At 26.8% G+C, this 15,692-nt stretch carries 15 protein-coding genes; 14 read left to right on the top strand and 1 reads right to left on the bottom strand.

Annotated elements, in window-relative coordinates:
- Positions 1–82 precede the first annotated feature (82 nt).
- The 5 genes from GOM42_RS08375 (at position 83) to GOM42_RS08355 (ending at position 4,819) form a co-directional block, all read left to right on the top strand.
- Complete coding sequence (locus tag GOM42_RS08375) at positions 83–1,054, top strand: YkvA family protein (protein ID WP_025648549.1); 972 nt, start codon at positions 83–85, stop codon at positions 1,052–1,054.
- A 15-nt stretch (positions 1,055–1,069) separates the two neighbouring features.
- Positions 1,070–1,699, top strand: a complete 630-nt coding sequence (locus tag GOM42_RS08370) for a ribonuclease H family protein (protein ID WP_057257599.1) — start codon at positions 1,070–1,072, stop codon at positions 1,697–1,699.
- A 78-nt stretch (positions 1,700–1,777) separates the two neighbouring features.
- Positions 1,778–1,939, top strand: coding sequence for a YtxH domain-containing protein (locus GOM42_RS08365; protein WP_003457284.1), 162 nt, complete (start codon positions 1,778–1,780; stop codon positions 1,937–1,939).
- A 296-nt stretch (positions 1,940–2,235) separates the two neighbouring features.
- Entirely contained in the window at positions 2,236–3,537 is a 1,302-nt protein-coding gene (locus GOM42_RS08360; RefSeq protein ID WP_003457164.1) for a helix-turn-helix transcriptional regulator, read from the top strand.
- A gap of 16 nt (positions 3,538–3,553) precedes the next feature.
- Entirely contained in the window at positions 3,554–4,819 is a 1,266-nt protein-coding gene (locus GOM42_RS08355; RefSeq protein WP_003457274.1) for a helix-turn-helix transcriptional regulator, read from the top strand.
- Positions 4,820–5,282: 463 nt separating this feature from the next.
- Here GOM42_RS08355 and GOM42_RS08350 read toward each other — a convergent pair whose 3' ends face one another.
- Positions 5,283–7,343, bottom strand: coding sequence for a helix-turn-helix domain-containing protein (locus tag GOM42_RS08350; protein WP_110077162.1), 2,061 nt, complete (start codon positions 7,341–7,343; stop codon positions 5,283–5,285).
- A 262-nt stretch (positions 7,344–7,605) separates the two neighbouring features.
- Here GOM42_RS08350 and GOM42_RS08345 point away from each other — a divergent pair, with 262 nt between their 5' ends.
- The 9 genes from GOM42_RS08345 to GOM42_RS08305 all read left to right on the top strand — a co-directional run bounded on the left by GOM42_RS08345 (position 7,606) and on the right by GOM42_RS08305 (position 15,688).
- Positions 7,606–7,887 (top strand): GIY-YIG nuclease family protein, encoded by a 282-nt coding sequence (locus GOM42_RS08345; protein ID WP_003454658.1) that lies wholly within the window; start codon positions 7,606–7,608, stop codon positions 7,885–7,887.
- Positions 7,865–8,485: a hypothetical protein gene (locus GOM42_RS08340; RefSeq protein WP_003454668.1), complete on the top strand. Its 621-nt coding sequence runs from the start codon at positions 7,865–7,867 to the stop codon at positions 8,483–8,485. The genes GOM42_RS08345 and GOM42_RS08340 overlap by 23 nt, the downstream gene beginning before the upstream one ends.
- Before the next feature lie 207 nt (positions 8,486–8,692).
- Positions 8,693–9,490, top strand: a complete 798-nt coding sequence (locus GOM42_RS08335) for a formate/nitrite transporter family protein (RefSeq protein WP_110077161.1) — start codon at positions 8,693–8,695, stop codon at positions 9,488–9,490.
- Between the two features lie 217 nt (positions 9,491–9,707).
- Complete coding sequence (locus GOM42_RS08330) at positions 9,708–10,400, top strand: Crp/Fnr family transcriptional regulator (protein WP_110077160.1); 693 nt, start codon at positions 9,708–9,710, stop codon at positions 10,398–10,400.
- Positions 10,401–10,639: 239 nt separating this feature from the next.
- Positions 10,640–11,656 carry an anaerobic sulfite reductase subunit AsrA gene (gene asrA / locus GOM42_RS08325; protein ID WP_003457155.1) on the top strand — a complete coding sequence of 339 codons (1,017 nt, stop codon included), beginning with the start codon at positions 10,640–10,642 and terminating at the stop codon, positions 11,654–11,656.
- Positions 11,649–12,440 carry an anaerobic sulfite reductase subunit AsrB gene (gene asrB, locus GOM42_RS08320; RefSeq protein WP_003478043.1) on the top strand — a complete coding sequence of 264 codons (792 nt, stop codon included), beginning with the start codon at positions 11,649–11,651 and terminating at the stop codon, positions 12,438–12,440. Before asrA ends, asrB begins: the two co-directional genes overlap by 8 nt.
- Before the next feature lie 13 nt (positions 12,441–12,453).
- Entirely contained in the window at positions 12,454–13,434 is a 981-nt protein-coding gene (gene asrC, locus GOM42_RS08315) for a sulfite reductase subunit C (protein WP_003454647.1), read from the top strand.
- Positions 13,435–13,859: 425 nt separating this feature from the next.
- Complete coding sequence (hemA, locus tag GOM42_RS08310) at positions 13,860–15,062, top strand: glutamyl-tRNA reductase (RefSeq protein WP_003469081.1); 1,203 nt, start codon at positions 13,860–13,862, stop codon at positions 15,060–15,062.
- Positions 15,026–15,688: an NAD(P)-dependent oxidoreductase gene (locus GOM42_RS08305; protein WP_110077158.1), complete on the top strand. Its 663-nt coding sequence runs from the start codon at positions 15,026–15,028 to the stop codon at positions 15,686–15,688. Before hemA ends, GOM42_RS08305 begins: the two co-directional genes overlap by 37 nt.
- Positions 15,689–15,692 lie beyond the last annotated feature (4 nt).

The raw sequence follows: 15,692 nt of genomic DNA, 5'->3' as shown, positions 1-15,692 counted from the left end.
GAGTTTTTTTACCTTCAAAATTAAGAATAAATACTATATACTAAAAGATGGATAATTATTAAATAATAAGGGGAGAAGTATTTTGCAAATTTCAAATGTAGATATAAAATTAAATTCAGATGACCTAATGAGCTTTATTAATGATTTTGTGAAAATTAAAGGTTTAGAAATAAAAAGCTTAAAAATAAACAATAGTATAGAAGTGGAAGGCGTATTCAAAAAGGTTCTTGCTTTAGGTTTTAAGGCAACCTTGGATATTTTAGGAGTAGAAGGGGATAATCTTGTTATAGAATTTTCAAAAGCTAAACTTATGAGTGTTGGAATTTTAAAGCCTTTTAGAAAAATAGGTCTAAAGATAGCTTTAAAAGGTTTTAAAAATCAGGGGATATTAGTTAAAGAGGATAAAATACTTGTAGGTTATAAGAAAATACTAGGTAATATACCTTTCTTAAATTTAGATTTTAAGGAATTAAAAATTCAAGGAGAGGTTTTAAATATTGGCTTAGAAAAAATAGATGTAGAGCTTTCAAAGATTAAGGAACCTATTTTAGAAATAGAAGTAAGAGATGATATTGAAGAAGAGGAAAAGACAGATGATTACATAATGAGCATTGATGTACAAAAAGTTGAGGACATGTATACAAGTAGTAGAGAGTATTTGGTTAATCATATTCCAGAGAAAGCTAAAGATTATAAGGATTATATTATGTTCTTACCAGATATAGTAGCTTTAATATTTAGACTTTTAAAAGATAATAGAGTTCCTATGAAGACTAAGGCTGTAGTAGGTGCCTCTTTAGGATATGTAGTTTGTCCATTTGATATATTACCAGATAAAATACCTTTTGTAGGTGCCTTAGATGATTTAAGTGTAATTTTCTTTGCTTTAAATAGAATAATAAATGATGTAGACATAAATGTTATATTAGAAAATTGGCAAGGAGAAAATGAATTTGTAGTTATTTTAAGAAAGACTGTAGAATTCTTTAGTGGATTTACAGGTGCTAATAATTTAGATAATATATATGAAGTCATAGATGTAATAACTAATTAAAAAAGGAGTAAAATAATGGCTAAAAAATATTATGCTATAGCAAAAGGAAAATCAGGAATTCCTAAGATTGTTGAGACTTGGCCAGAATGCCAAAAAGAAGTAATAGGATGTAAAGGTGCTAAGTACAAAAGTTTCACTTCAAAGGAAGAGGCAGAAAAGTTTATTTCTATTCATGAAAATGGAGGAAGCTTTGAGGAAGTTAAAGGAAATGAAGAGGTTAAGGATGATTTAATTTATATTTACGTAGATGGTAGCTTTATGGTTTCTAAAGAAAATTATTCTTATGGCTTCTTAGTAGTAAAAAATGATGAAATATTATATGAAGATAATGGTGTTGGATATGATAAAGAAGCAATAGCTCTAAGAAACGTATCAGGAGAAGTTGAAGGGGCTATGAAGGCAATTGAATATGCCATAGAAAATGGATATAAGGATATAGTTCTTTGTTATGATTATCAAGGAATTGAGAGCTGGGCTTTAGGAACTTGGAAAAGAAATAATAGAATAACTCAAAATTATAATGAGTTTATGCAAGAAAAATTTAAACTAATAAAGGTTAGATTTAAAAAAATAAAAGGACACAGCGGAAATAAATTTAATGATAGGGCAGATATACTTGCCAAAAAAGCATTAGAAAGTCTTTAATGCTATGAATTACCTCTAATAAAAATGTTTTAATTAGACAAACTAAATATGAAATCATTATTAAAAGAGGTGATTATTATGGCAAAAAAATTAATGACTACTTTAGCCATAGGTGCTATTGGAGCAGCTGTTGGTATGATGGTAACTCCAAATTTAGACAGAAAAACTCAAAGAGCTCTTAAAAAGGCTTCAAGAAGAATGATTGATGCAGCGGGCGAAAGTATGGGATGGATGGAATAACTTATAAAAAGCAGCTTAAGGCTGCTTTTTTTGTATATATATAGAAATTTTTTTATTATGTAGAGAAATTTTCAATTATAATATATAATATTTTTAAAGAATAAGTATATATATTAAAAAATTAAAGATATAAGTTATTAAAATTAAAGTATATGATTAAAAAATGTTAAAAAATGCACAAACATATAGATTTTTTTACAAAAATACTGAATAATTGACATTAAAACCTAAATTTATGATATAATTTAATTGGTTATGGATGTTAAAATAATAACAGTAAGAGGATGATTTAAGCTATGGAAATATTATCATTGGGAGAAAAAATAAAAAGAAGAAGAAAAGAATTAAATATGACTCTTAAGGAATTAGCGGGGGAGAGAATAACACCAGGACAAATCAGTTTAGTAGAGTCAGGGAGATCAAATCCTTCAATGGATCTTTTAGAGTATATTGCAATCACGCTAAATACTTCCGTTGAATATTTAATGGAAACGGAAAAAACACAAGCTGAAAAGATATGTTTATATTACGAGCAAATAGCAGAAAGTGCTATTTTAAATGATGATATAAAAAAGGGTGAGAAATTTATAGAATATGCAATATATTATGCTGATAAGTATGACCTAATATATAGAAAAGCTAAAAACTTAGCATTAAAGGCTGAGATGTATTTAAAAAGCGAAGAATACGTTTTAGCTCAACAATATTTCTTATCTGCAAATATGTTGTTTTTACAAATAAACAGTAATATAGATATGGTAAAAACATACTTGAATATAGCAAAAATAAGCTTACATTCAAAAGCATATTATTCAGCTAATTCATACTTAAAAGAAGCTGAAAAGATATACATAAATAATAAATTAACTGAAGATTTACTTCTAGGAGAAATATATTATTTAATATCAAAAACATACTTCTTTATTGAAAATATACAAAAGGCAATCAATTTTGCATTTTTAGCAAAAAGCGAATTTGAAAAAGTTTACAACAAGAAAGCTTATGCTAAGAGTTTGGAATTACTAGCAGAAGAGCATGCTAAAGTTGGTGATTTAGAAAGTGCAATAGCATACTCAAAGCAAAGTCTTAACGTTTATAAAGAATTAGAACAATTAGATAAAATAAGTTCAATAGAAGATTCTTTAGGAAAATTATTCTTTGAATTTGACAATATAGAAGAGTCCTTTGAACATTATAATAGAGCTATAAAAATAAGAGAAGAAAACACTGATTCTAAACTTTTAGATACTTTATTTAATTTATGTGAAAATCATATTAAGACAAAAAATATGAATAAATGCATAGAAATTCTTAATGAAATAAAAAATAAATTAAATGTAAGTGATGTTAATAGATTAATAGAATATAAGATTCTGACTTTTAGAATAGAAGTCTTACAAAACAATATAAAAGAAGCAGAAAATATTTTATTAGATACACTTGAAATTGCTAAGAGAAATGATATGAAAAAGAAAGAAGCAGATATCTCCATAAGACTAGGTAAATTCTACTTAGAGCTTAAGAGAGATTATGAAGCGGCTAAATACTTAGACAAGGGTATAAATAACCTGAAAAATTTAGGTGTAATTAAAAGTTAAGGTATAGGTGAGAGTGATGGATTTTTTATCTACTGGGGAGAAAATAAAAAGAGCTAGAATATATAAAGGTTTAACATTAAAGCAACTTTGTGAAGATGATATATCTATATCTAGAATGAGCTGTATAGAGAATGGAAAAGTAAAAGCAGATAAATGGGTGCTAGAGTTAGTTGCTAAAAGATTAGATTTAGATTTAGAGTATCTTTTATGTGATGATATAACACAACTAAATAATTCTATTGATAAGTATATTCAAAAGAAAGTCTTAACTGAAAGTGAAGCTGATGAGATAAAAGAGTACTTAGAATATTCTTTAAGCAAAGAATATGAAGATATTTCTGCAAAACTTATGCATATTTTATTTATAAATTATACTAATATTAGGGAATTTAAAAAAGCAAAAGATTTATTAAACGAGTATTCAAACATATACGAAAGCAATAAAGAGAGCAAAAGATTATATTATGAGGATTTAGCTTTATACTTTACAGTAAGAAAGAATTTTGCAGATGCAATAACATATTATAACATGCTTTTAGATTTCCTATTAAAAGATGGAATAGAAAAAAATAATGAGCTTTATATAAAAAATGCTACAGCTTTAGCAATATGTAATTACAGAGTTGGTAATATAGAGAAAAGTAGAGAAATAATAAAAGATATTTTCTCTATTCATGGAATTGATCTTAATAGTAAGTGCTTAGGGGAAGCCCAAGGAATTTTAGCTATTTTAGCACTTCTAGAAGGAAATAGTGAAGAGTTTGAAAGAAATTATACTTATTATAAAGAAAAGATAGATTGTAATTCTTACAACTGGAAAAGAATAAATAGTCTTATTATTGATGCTTTCTTAAAATGCGGAAAATATGAAGAAGCCCAAAAGCTTACTGAAGAATCTATAGAACAGGTTAATAAGGAAGATAAAATAGGGTATATAGAACTTTTATTATTTATAATAAATGTTTACAATGCTAATGGATGTATAGAAAGTGTTAAGGAATATTGTGAATTATCACTAGAATTAGCAATAAATAAAAATAATATGTTCTTTATAGAGAGAAGTTATTATTTTAAAGCAGAATTAAGTAAAAACGAGAGAAATGATATGCAATGGGAAATGTATATGAATTTAGCAACAGATCTTTTACTTAAATTTGGTACATATGAAGAGAAAAGAGAAAGATATTTAGAAATGGCTGATCTTTATCACTATTTAGATGATACTAATGAAGCTTTAAAATATTTAAGTTTTGCTATAAAAGAAGTGGATAATTTATATTAATATAGAATTAAGGAATTATATTAAATTAACTTTTTATACGCTTTACAAACACTATGAAGAGAATATCTAGTAATTCTCGGAATATGTTTGTAAAGTGTATTACTAATTTTGATGTAACTACTTAATTTTATTTTAAAATGAAAGAAGAGCTAGAATTTAACATTCTAGCTCTTTTCATATATATTTAATCTCTATAAAATAAGTCCATTGTTTGTTGTAAAAAACTTAATTTGCAATTAAAACAATTTAAATTAATCGGTCTAAAAAACTTTTTTAGCCTTGCCATAAAAAATACCTTCTTTCATATCTTCTCTTTTCTTCTATATTTATATTATATACCTATTTCCTTAATAAAATAATTTGCATGTATGTTAAAAAAAATGTACAAATGTAAGGAAAGTTTTTAAGGAAAATATTTGAAAAAGGCAAAAAAGTACTCTTTTTTCATGGTTATTATACAATATTAAACTTTTTTTAGTATAAATAGTTCTGCACAATATCCTTGAAGAGTTGTTTGTATATTTAAAATAGTATTTTTTTTGGCGTACTTAAATTCTATTTTAGGATAGGAAGCTTGGAATAATATATCCTTTTCTGCTTTTCTTAATCTTTTAGGTTTTCCCATGGAAAGCCAGTAATTAAATGAAGAGCCAAAGTTCTCCCCTATGGTGTATTTAGTTATTCTAACATCGCTATCTAAATCAAGTAAGTTTAAGGAAAGTTTTTTATCTACCAAGTCTTTAACCCCTCTTAACTTAGTAAAGTTTTTAAAATCTATAAGGGAATCAATTTCATCATTATAGGTATATACAAGAAGTTGATATTCATCCTCTGACTTAGTTAGTATATATCCATCTCCCTTATAAAGAAGTGTGTCTCCTAGTTTGCTTAAAAAATAGTAAGCATAATAAGAGGGTTTTTTAATTCCTTTATCATTTACCATTGCTGGATAGCCAAAGAAAACTTCATTTGTAATGTCAATTTGTCTATCTAAGGCATCAAAGGCTTTTATAAAGTTTAATTTGCTTCCTGAGCTTACAGTATTATGAATTATAAATGGAAGCATATAAGCTGTGTCATATATTAAATCTATTTTATTGTTTGGAGTATAAAGTTCATTTACTAAATTTAAATCCTTAGATTCAAACAATTCAATTAAAGAATTCTTTAGATCCTCATTAAATGTAGAGGTAAATTGGAATTTTAAATCTGTTAATTCAAAACTTTCTACCTCGCTAAAAAAGTCTATGAAGGATTTTATAACATCTAAGAAATTATCCTTAGAATATCCAGAATCATCTAGGACTATTAAAGGGATTAAATCTAATGAAGATATATATTCAAAAATATCAAAGGTTCTAGTCCAGTTAAAGAATTTTGAACCAGGGAATATGCCCATATCTGATGAAAATACATGTAGAAGTCTTATATAGTTATACCCTATATGATCTTGAAGATCTTCAACAATATCTTGGTTATCTTCTAATAATAAGTCAAAGGCATCTCCTACATTAAGAACTTCTTTAAAGTATTTATTAAATTCAGTGCCTTCAGTATTCATATTAAAAGTAAGCTTATGAATCTTATCTTCATAATTAAATCTTGGATAATCATCTAAGTAATAAGAAAGTTCCTCAAGACTATCACCTAAGGGATAGTATGTTATTTCTTTTTGTTTATTATATTCCTCTTCACTTATTTTATGTTTTTTTCTAAATTGAAGAGGAGTGCAATTATAATAGGCCTTAAAATGTTTATTAAAATAACGAGTATGAGAAAAGCCTATTTCATAGGATATTTCAGATAAGGACTTATCAGTATCTAAAAGAAGTTTTACTGATTCTTCAACTCTAGTTAAGTTTAGAAGGTCTGTAAAGCTTAGTCCTGTTGCATATTTTATTTCATGGGAAAGATAGTGAGTACTAAGAAACTCAGTATTAGCAATATCCTTTAAGGTTATATTCTTATTGTAGTTATTATATATATACTTAGAAATTCTATGGTACCTTTCTAGGAGCATATTATTCTCATGAATTTCATCATTATCATATAAAAGATAGTGGAAATTATTTAAAAGGTGGAATAAAAGCTCTACTAGGGATTTTTCTATATATTTATCATAATCATCTACTTTTTGAGCTTCTTCACATAATATAATGGATAAAAATACTCTAAGTTTATCGTAAGATTCATCACTTTGAGCACCTTCATCAGAGGTGTTAGTATAGAAAAACATATTTTCTATATCGCTATAGTATTTTTCAAAAAAGTGTGGATCTATTTTAAATATTAAAACTCTGTTATCCTTATTAGAATAAATTCTATGAGTTTGTTCTGTGTTTACTATTTCAATTTCATCTTCTTGTATTTCATAACTGTCAGTATCTATATCTACTTTTATGCTGCCCTTAAGAACATAAAGTATTTCTATTGCATCATGCCAATGCAAGGGGTAGTTTTTTATGTTTACATAAGATATGGTTACAGGTATGTCTGAAGGGAAATTAACATATTCTTTTCTCACTTAAAAAACTCCTTTATATAATAGGATTAAACTAAATTCTAAATAGTATTATTTATATAAAATTTAGTTGAATTTATTTAATAAAATTAATTCTTAAAAAGATTTTTATATTAATAAGCTATTAATTACTGTAATTTTAAATAAATTCGCTTTTATTAATATTATATCCTAATAAATTTTAAAAATAAAATTTGTTAAATAATGTTATAGGGTCAGTTGATAAAAATAATAGGATGATTTAATATTAAAAGTGGTGATTACTTTGAATTATGTTTATATTTTAAAATGTAAAGATGAATCTTTATATACTGGATGGACTAATAATTTAGAAAAAAGAATAAAAGCACATAATAATGGATGTGGAGCTAAATATACTAGAGGAAGAGGGCCAGTAAAACTTGTTTATTTTGAATCTTTTGAGAATAAAAGAGAAGCTCAAAGTAGAGAGTATTATATAAAGAAACTTACAAGAAATCAGAAGTTACAATTAATAAGTAGCAAAAGTATTAAGGAGGAAAATTATGAAAAAGAAATTAACCTATGATATTTATTTTGAAATTATTTTTTATATTTTACTTGTAGCATATTTAATCTATGGAATAATAAATAAAGATTTGATTTTATTATATTCAACAGGTTTAACCTTTATAACCTTAATTTTACCTAGACTTATATGTAAGGTTGCAAAAATAAAATTATCTCCATTTTTAAATTTTATAATTGTAGGCTTTATATTTATTTCAATGTTTTTAGCTAAGGTAAATAATTTTTATGCAATACCACACTGGGACACTTTTTTACATACTGTATCAGGAATATTAACCTTTATACTTGGTTATATGTTATTTTTATATCTTAATAATTACAAAACTGACAATGTAAATTCTTTAGTTATAGCTATTTTTTCTATGATATTTGGAATTGCTTGCACAGCAGTATGGGAAATGTGGGAGTTCTTTACTGATCAAACCTTTGGATTAACTGCTCAAATAAGTTTATTTGATACTATGAAAGATATAATAACAGGAAGTATATTCCCTATAATTTTAGCTCCATCTTTAAATAAGTTTTTAAAGGGGAAAAAGAATAGATTATTTCAAGATTTAACAGACTTTATGAGAGAAAACAATAAAAGAAAATAGAGTTAAGAAGAGTATGATTTATCAAAAGAACTAAGTTACAAGTCTTAGTTTTGATACATCATATTTTTTATACTAAAAAATATTGATTTATTATTAATTAATTATGGATAAAAAGTTAAAAATAAATTTTTTCTTCTTTTATTATAGTGATTAAGGCTTTTTTATTTTAGAATCTAAGTGAAGACTTTTAAGTGGGGAGGCTTTAACATGTTTAGGGAAGAATTTAGTAATGTTATTAGTGCAGGCAGAGGAAAGATTAATCTGCTAAATAATAGTAAGGGACGTTATTTAGTATATGCTATGCTTGCTGGACTTTACGTAAGTTTTGGTATAATGCTAGCATTTACCATAGGAGGAATATTAGATAGTGCTAATTCTCCAAGCACTAAAATAATAATGGGAGCATCTTTTGGTGTAGCCTTGAGTTTAGTGGTTTTTGCAGGATCAGAACTTTTTACAGGAAATAATTTTGTAATGACTATAGGAATTCTAAACAAAGAGGTAACATTTAAAGAATGCGGAAAAGTATGGGGACTAGCTTACGTTGGCAATTTTTTAGGGTCTATAATAGCTGCTTTAGGTTTTATAGGGGCAGGATTAACTACAGGTAGTGTAAGTGATTTTATGATTAAAACTGCGGAAATAAAAATAAGCTTGCCACCAGAGCAATTATTCATAAGAGGAATATTCTGTAATATATTAGTATGCTTAGCTGTATGGTGTACCTTTAGATTAAAAACAGAAACATCAAAGTTAATAATGATATTCTGGTGTCTTTTTGCCTTTGTAACATCTGGTTTTGAACACAGCATTGCAAATATGAGCTTATTATTAATAGGAGTTATATTAACAAAGGGAGCTACTATAACAGTAGCAGGAAGTTTATATAATCTATTTTTTGTTACATTAGGAAATATACTAGGTGGTGTTCTTTTAGGGGTAACCTACCATTATATATCTAATAAAAAAGTAGAAAATAAAAAACTAGTTCATATTCAAAAATAGCTTTTTATAAAACTTACAAAGATTATGAAGAGGATTCTATTAATTCTCAGAATAAGTTTGTAAGTTTTTTTATTATATTTTCATAAAATCCTATTTTATATTTTTCTTTTAAATGTTAAAAATATAATTATACAAGTTCTATTATTTAATGAAATTTTGTGTTAAATTAGATTATATTGTGTTTGAATAATAAGATTTTTATAGAGTAGGAGAGATTATGAAAGCATTAAGTAGTGATAAATTAAAAGGTATAAGTTTCTTTTCGGGACTTAATGATGAAACCTTAAAATATATAGAGAAAAATTCTAAAGTTTTAAAAAAGAAAAAGGGAGAGCATATTTTTAGAGATAAAGATAAGGTTCAGGATATTTTTATTGTTTTAAAAGGAAAAGTAACCCTATATAAGATGAATGAATATGGGCAAAAGAGAATAGTTTACATACTTGGAGAGGAAAGCTTTTTAAATGAAGTAATAGTTGATGATTTGCCTGCCTCAATAAATGGAGAAGCTTTTGAAAACTCAATAATACTGAGTATAGACAAAAATAAATTATTAAATATAATGAGCCAAGATTTTGAGCTTACAAAGATTGTTTTAAATGAAATGAGTAAAAAGGTAAGAAGATTATATAGGCAAATGAAAAATGTAACTCCAATAAAATTAGAAAAAAGAGTAGCAGCAAAGCTTTGGAAATTAAGCAAGGATTATGGGAAAGAATTGCCAGAGGGGACACTTATTGATTTAGATATAAGCATAACTTACTTAGCAGATATGTTTGGTTCTCCAAGGGAAAGTGTATCTAGAGCTATTAAAACTTTAAGAGATGAAAATTTAATAATAAAAGAAAATAAAAAGATAATAGTACCTGATAGAGAAAGAATTGCTGCATATTTTAAATCATTAATATAAATAAGCTTTAGAAATTAAAAGCTATAAGGGGTTATTTATTTTTTTGTTTTGTAATTTAAGAATTTTTACAGTGTAACAAAAATCACATACTCAATAAAACTTTATTCTTATAATAGACTTTGTTAAATTCTTAATTATTAAAACATTATAAACAAATGAAGGGAAAAAACTTTCATTATTATAATCTATTAGAATTTATTTAATTTCAAAATAAAGTTAAATTTAAGAGGTGTTTTATTATGGGTTTAAGGCTTACAAAAGACAATTTTGATAAGATAATAGACTGTTTAAAAAAAGAATATAAGATATACGCTCCTAAAGTTATGGAAGGTAAAGGAAGATTTTCAGATACTGACATGACAAGATATGGAGAAATAGATTCTATAAATGATATTGAGTTTTCAAAGAAGTCAGATTTCTCATATAAAGAAGTTTTACTTCCAATAACTCAAACTTTATTCTTCTTTACTGAAGATAAATTTAGTGAAGCAAGTGTAGAGGAAAAGAATATATTAATTTTCTTAAGAAGCTGTGATATGCATTCCTTAAGAAGAATTGATGATATATACTTAAGAAATGGTTTTGAAGATCCTTACTACAAAAAACTAAGAGAAAAAGCTAAGTTTATAGTAATGGGATGTGAAAATAGCTTTGATAATTGTTTCTGTGTAAGCATGGGAACTAATAAAACAGATGAATATTCAGCATATATAGGATTAGATAATGATGAAGTTTTATTAGATATAAAAGATGAAGAGTTATCAAAAATCTTTGAAGCAGTAGAAAGTAATAAAGAAGAAGTTTCACCAAAGTTTGTAGAAGAAAATGAAACTAAGGTTGAAGTTCCAGAGGGAATTGATTTAAACATAATAAAATCAACTGTATGGAATGAATACTCAGAAAGATGTATAGCTTGTGGAAGATGTAACTTTGTATGTCCAACATGTACTTGTTTCACTATGCAAGATGTATTCTACAAAGATAATGAAAATGCAGGTGAAAGAAGAAGAGTTTGGGCTTCATGTCAAGTAGATGGATATACAGATATGGCTGGTGGACATAGCTTTAGAAAAGATAAAGGTCAAAGAATGAGATTTAAAGTTATGCACAAAGTATATGACTACAAAAAGAGATGGGGATACCATATGTGTGTTGGATGTGGTAGATGTGATGATATCTGTCCAGAGTACATATCTTTTTCAGAATGTGTAAATAAACTTAAAGATGCTGTAGAAGAGGTGAAAGATAATGCATAATGAATATACTCCTTTTATATCAAAAATATTAAACGTAAAAAAACATACTGACATAGAATATACTTTTAGAATGGAATTTAAAGGTGATGTTAAGCCAGGACAATTCTTTGAAGTTTCTCTTCCAAAGTTTGGAGAGGCTCCAATATCAGTAAGTGGTATAGGAGAAGACTATGTGGAACTTACAATAAGAAGAGTTGGAGTAGTAACAAATGAAATATTTGAAAAATACGAAGGAGATAAACTTTTCTTAAGAGGACCTTATGGTAATGGCTTTGATGTTAATAATTATAAAGGAAAAGAAGTTATAGTTGTTGCTGGAGGAACTGGACTTTCACCAGTTAAAGGAATAGTAGATTATTTCTCACAAAATCCACAAGATGCAGAAAGCTTTACTCTTATAAGTGGATTTAAAGGACCAAAGGATATTCTTTTCAAAGATGACATGAAAGAATGGGAAAAGAATATGAATATGATCATAACTGTTGACTCTGCTGAAGAAGGTTATGAAGGAAATACAGGACTTGTAACTAAGTACATTCCTGAATTAGAAATAAAAGATATGGATAATGTTCAAGTTATAGTTGTTGGTCCTCCAATGATGATGAAGTTTACAGTTTTAGAATTCTTAAAAAGAGGAATTAAAGAAGAAAATATTTGGATATCTCAAGAAAGAAAAATGTGTTGTGGATTAGGTAAATGCGGACACTGTAAGATAGATGACACATACATATGCTTAGATGGACCAGTATTCAACTACACTAAGGGTAAACTTTTAATAGATTAGGAGGAAAAGGACTATGTCTTTAGATATAAATACTAAAAAACTTAAGAAGAACGCTTTTAGGGTAACTAAAAGAAGAGGATATACAGCATCAAGAATAAGAGTTCCAGGTGGACACTTAGATGCTAAGTTATTACTTAACATTCAAGAAATAGCTGATACTTATGGAGATGGTACAGTTCATATCACTACTAGACAAGGTTTTGAAATACCAGGAATAGATATGAAAGATATACCAGAAGTAAATAAAAAGCTTCAACCTATTATAGAAGCTTTAGAAATAAATCAAGAAAATCCAGGAGATGGATACAATGCAGCAGGAACAAGAAACGTTTCAGCATGTATAGGAAATAATGTTTGTCCATTTGCTAATTACAATACAACAAATTTTGCTAAGAAAATAGAAAAAGCAATATTCCCAAATGATTTACACTTCAAAATAGCTTTAACTGGCTGTCCAAATGATTGTATTAAGGCTAGAATGCATGACTTTGGTATTATAGGTATGACAGAGCCACAATATGAAAGAAATAGATGTGTATCTTGTGGAGCATGTGTTAGAGCTTGTAAAAAGAAAGCTACAGGAGCTTTAAGTTTTGAAAACTTCAAAGTAGTTAGAGATGGAAGCAAATGTATTGGTTGTGGAGAATGTGTTATGAATTGCCCAACAAATGCATGGACAAGAAGTAAAGAAAAATACTACAGATTAGCTATAATGGGTAGAACAGGAAAGAAAAATCCAAGATTAGCAGAAGATTTTATCCTTTGGGTAGATGAGGATAGCATCATAAAAATAATCTTAAATACTTATAAATATGTTACAGAATATATTGCTAAAGATGCTCCAGGTGGAAAAGAGCACATTGGATACATAATAGACAGAACTGGATTTATGGAATTCAAGAAGTGGGCTTTAGAAGGAGTAACTTTATCTGAAAAAGCATTAATGAAAAACAATGTTTATTGGAGCGGAATACATTATACAAACGGATTTTAATAAAGGTCTAGACTTTTATTAAAATGAGTATTGATTTTAGATAGACCATAAGATCTAGCTTAATTTCGCAAAGTATTGCTATGATCTGCTTCAGAATAATAGCTAAAGCTTTTAAACTCGCTAAGACTCAAACAAAAAAGCTTCTTAACGTTATTATTCTTCTGCATATGATTCAATACTAAATGCTTATTAAGATGGTCTTAAGGTTCTATGTAAAAGTAAGCATTAGTTTAATCAGCGTCTAATAAAAAGCACTCTATTTATAGAGTGCTTTTATTTATATAAGTTATTAATTATAATAAATATGTATTTTTCATATAACTAATACAATTATTTCATTGGGCATATATAATTTTTATGATATTATAAAATAGAGTGTTTTAATAAAATTTTAACATATGATATAAAAACTTAGGAGGCAGTTCATGATAGGAGTTATAGGGGTTAAAAGGAATGTAGATATAGCAATAAGAGAAAAATTAGCCTTATATCCTAAAAAACATAAGAAATACGTAGGAGAATTATTAAATTCATTTAAAGAAGTTGTAATATTAAATACTTGTAATAGAACAGAGATTTATTTTAATTGCACTGAAGAGATTTCAGAGGATGAAATTTTTGATAAAATTTTTAATGTGTTCAATTGGAATGATGATTTGAAAAAATATATGTTTTTATCAAAGGAAAAGAGAGCAGTAACCCATCTTATGGAGGTTATTTGTGGCTTTCATTCAAGAATTTTAGGTGAAGATCAAATTCTAGGACAAATTAAAGATGCTTATAAAACAGCTATTTCAGATAATAGTATTTCATCAGAATTACAAAAGATGTTTGAAATAGCTATTGCTTGTGGTAAAAAGTTTAAAACAGAGTGTAAAATGTTTGAAGTTCCAGTTTCATCAGTATCAATATCAATAAATAGTGCCCTATTAAAAGGATGCAGAAAATTTATGGTATTAGGATATGGAGAAATTGGGAAGTTGGCAATTAAGCACCTTTTAAGTCATAAAGTAGAGTGTATTTATTTAATAGTAAGGGATAAGAGTAAGGCAAGTGATTTAGAGGGTGAAATTGTAGAAGTTTTAGATTTTAATGAAAAAAATCATGTTATAAATGAGGTTGATTGTATAGTTTCTTGTACAGCAGCACCTCATACAGTAGTGAGAAATGAAGATATAAAAACTGAAGGTGACATAATACATATATATGATTTAGCTGTTCCAAGAGATGTCGATAAGGAATTATCAGAAAAAGAGAGAGTAATCCTTAAGGATATAGATGAAATAAGTAAGATTGATGATAAGAATAAAAAAATAAGAAAAGAAAGAATGGAAGAGTATAAACATATAGTTGAAGAGAGCATAGAGGAATTTTTAAACTGGCTTAAAATAAGAGAAGTTTCAAGTAAAATAAGAAACATAAAAATAAGAGAAAATGAAATTTGTAGTGAAAGAATAAAGACTTTTTCTAATAAGGGAAATGGAGAAAATACTAAATTAGCAGAAAGAATGATAAAAAGTACAGCTGATGCTTATGTTAATAGGGCAATAGAACTTTTAAAAAGTGAAGCCTTAAAGGGAAGTGATAGTTCTTGTGCAGAAATAATAGAGAAGATATTTTTAACTTAGTACCAATAAACATTATAAGCAGTAAATTTCATGTTAAGGTCATAGGTGGAGGAAAAGCAGCCACCATAAAGGTTAAAGGATTATTAGAAAAAGGTTGTTATGTACATATTTTATCTAAGGAGTTTTCAAAGGAAATCTTAGATATTGAAAATAAAAATTTAAAACTTGAAAAGGGAAACTATTATAAAGAGTTTATAAAAGATGCTCATCTTATAATAATAGCTGTGGATGAAAGTTCTCTAGTACATAAAATAAGCAAGGATTGTGAGAAAGAATATAAACTATATTTAAATGCAGCTAATTATAAAGATGGTATGGTGGCTATTCCTTACAGTAGATGTTATGAAAATCTAGGCTTTAGTATAAGCAGTAAATTAGGATCGCCTAGAATAACTAGGGCTATAGGAGAAGAAGTATCAAATATTATTAAGGAAAATGACATATACTCAATTAAGGTAGCTAAAATTAGAGAAAAAGCTAAAAAAGAAGAGTTAAAGGATAATATAATAGAGGTTATTTCAAGTAAAGAGTTTAAAAATGCACTTTTAGAAAAAAGAGAATATGAATACTTAAAAAATCTTTTAGGAGAAGAATTAGCTAATTCATTAACTTTAGGATTAAAGTAATTAT

Source organism: Clostridium sp. 16K-1-R1, assembly GCF_023921145.1.
Taxonomy (GTDB): Bacteria; Bacillota; Clostridia; order Clostridiales; family Clostridiaceae; genus Sarcina; species Sarcina perfringens.
This window is presented reverse-complemented; position numbering and strand designations above follow the sequence as displayed.

Coding starts and splice junctions, on each gene's coding strand:
- GOM42_RS08370 (WP_057257599.1), top strand. CDS start 1,070: ATGGCTAAAAAATATTATGCTATAGCAAAAGGAAAATCAGGAATTCCT.
- GOM42_RS08365 (WP_003457284.1), top strand. CDS start 1,778: ATGGCAAAAAAATTAATGACTACTTTAGCCATAGGTGCTATTGGAGCA.
- GOM42_RS08360 (WP_003457164.1), top strand. CDS start 2,236: ATGGAAATATTATCATTGGGAGAAAAAATAAAAAGAAGAAGAAAAGAA.
- GOM42_RS08355 (WP_003457274.1), top strand. CDS start 3,554: ATGGATTTTTTATCTACTGGGGAGAAAATAAAAAGAGCTAGAATATAT.
- GOM42_RS08340 (WP_003454668.1), top strand. CDS start 7,865: ATGAAAAAGAAATTAACCTATGATATTTATTTTGAAATTATTTTTTAT.
- GOM42_RS08335 (WP_110077161.1), top strand. CDS start 8,693: ATGTTTAGGGAAGAATTTAGTAATGTTATTAGTGCAGGCAGAGGAAAG.
- GOM42_RS08330 (WP_110077160.1), top strand. CDS start 9,708: ATGAAAGCATTAAGTAGTGATAAATTAAAAGGTATAAGTTTCTTTTCG.
- asrA (WP_003457155.1), top strand. CDS start 10,640: ATGGGTTTAAGGCTTACAAAAGACAATTTTGATAAGATAATAGACTGT.
- asrB (WP_003478043.1), top strand. CDS start 11,649: ATGCATAATGAATATACTCCTTTTATATCAAAAATATTAAACGTAAAA.
- asrC (WP_003454647.1), top strand. CDS start 12,454: ATGTCTTTAGATATAAATACTAAAAAACTTAAGAAGAACGCTTTTAGG.
- hemA (WP_003469081.1), top strand. CDS start 13,860: ATGATAGGAGTTATAGGGGTTAAAAGGAATGTAGATATAGCAATAAGA.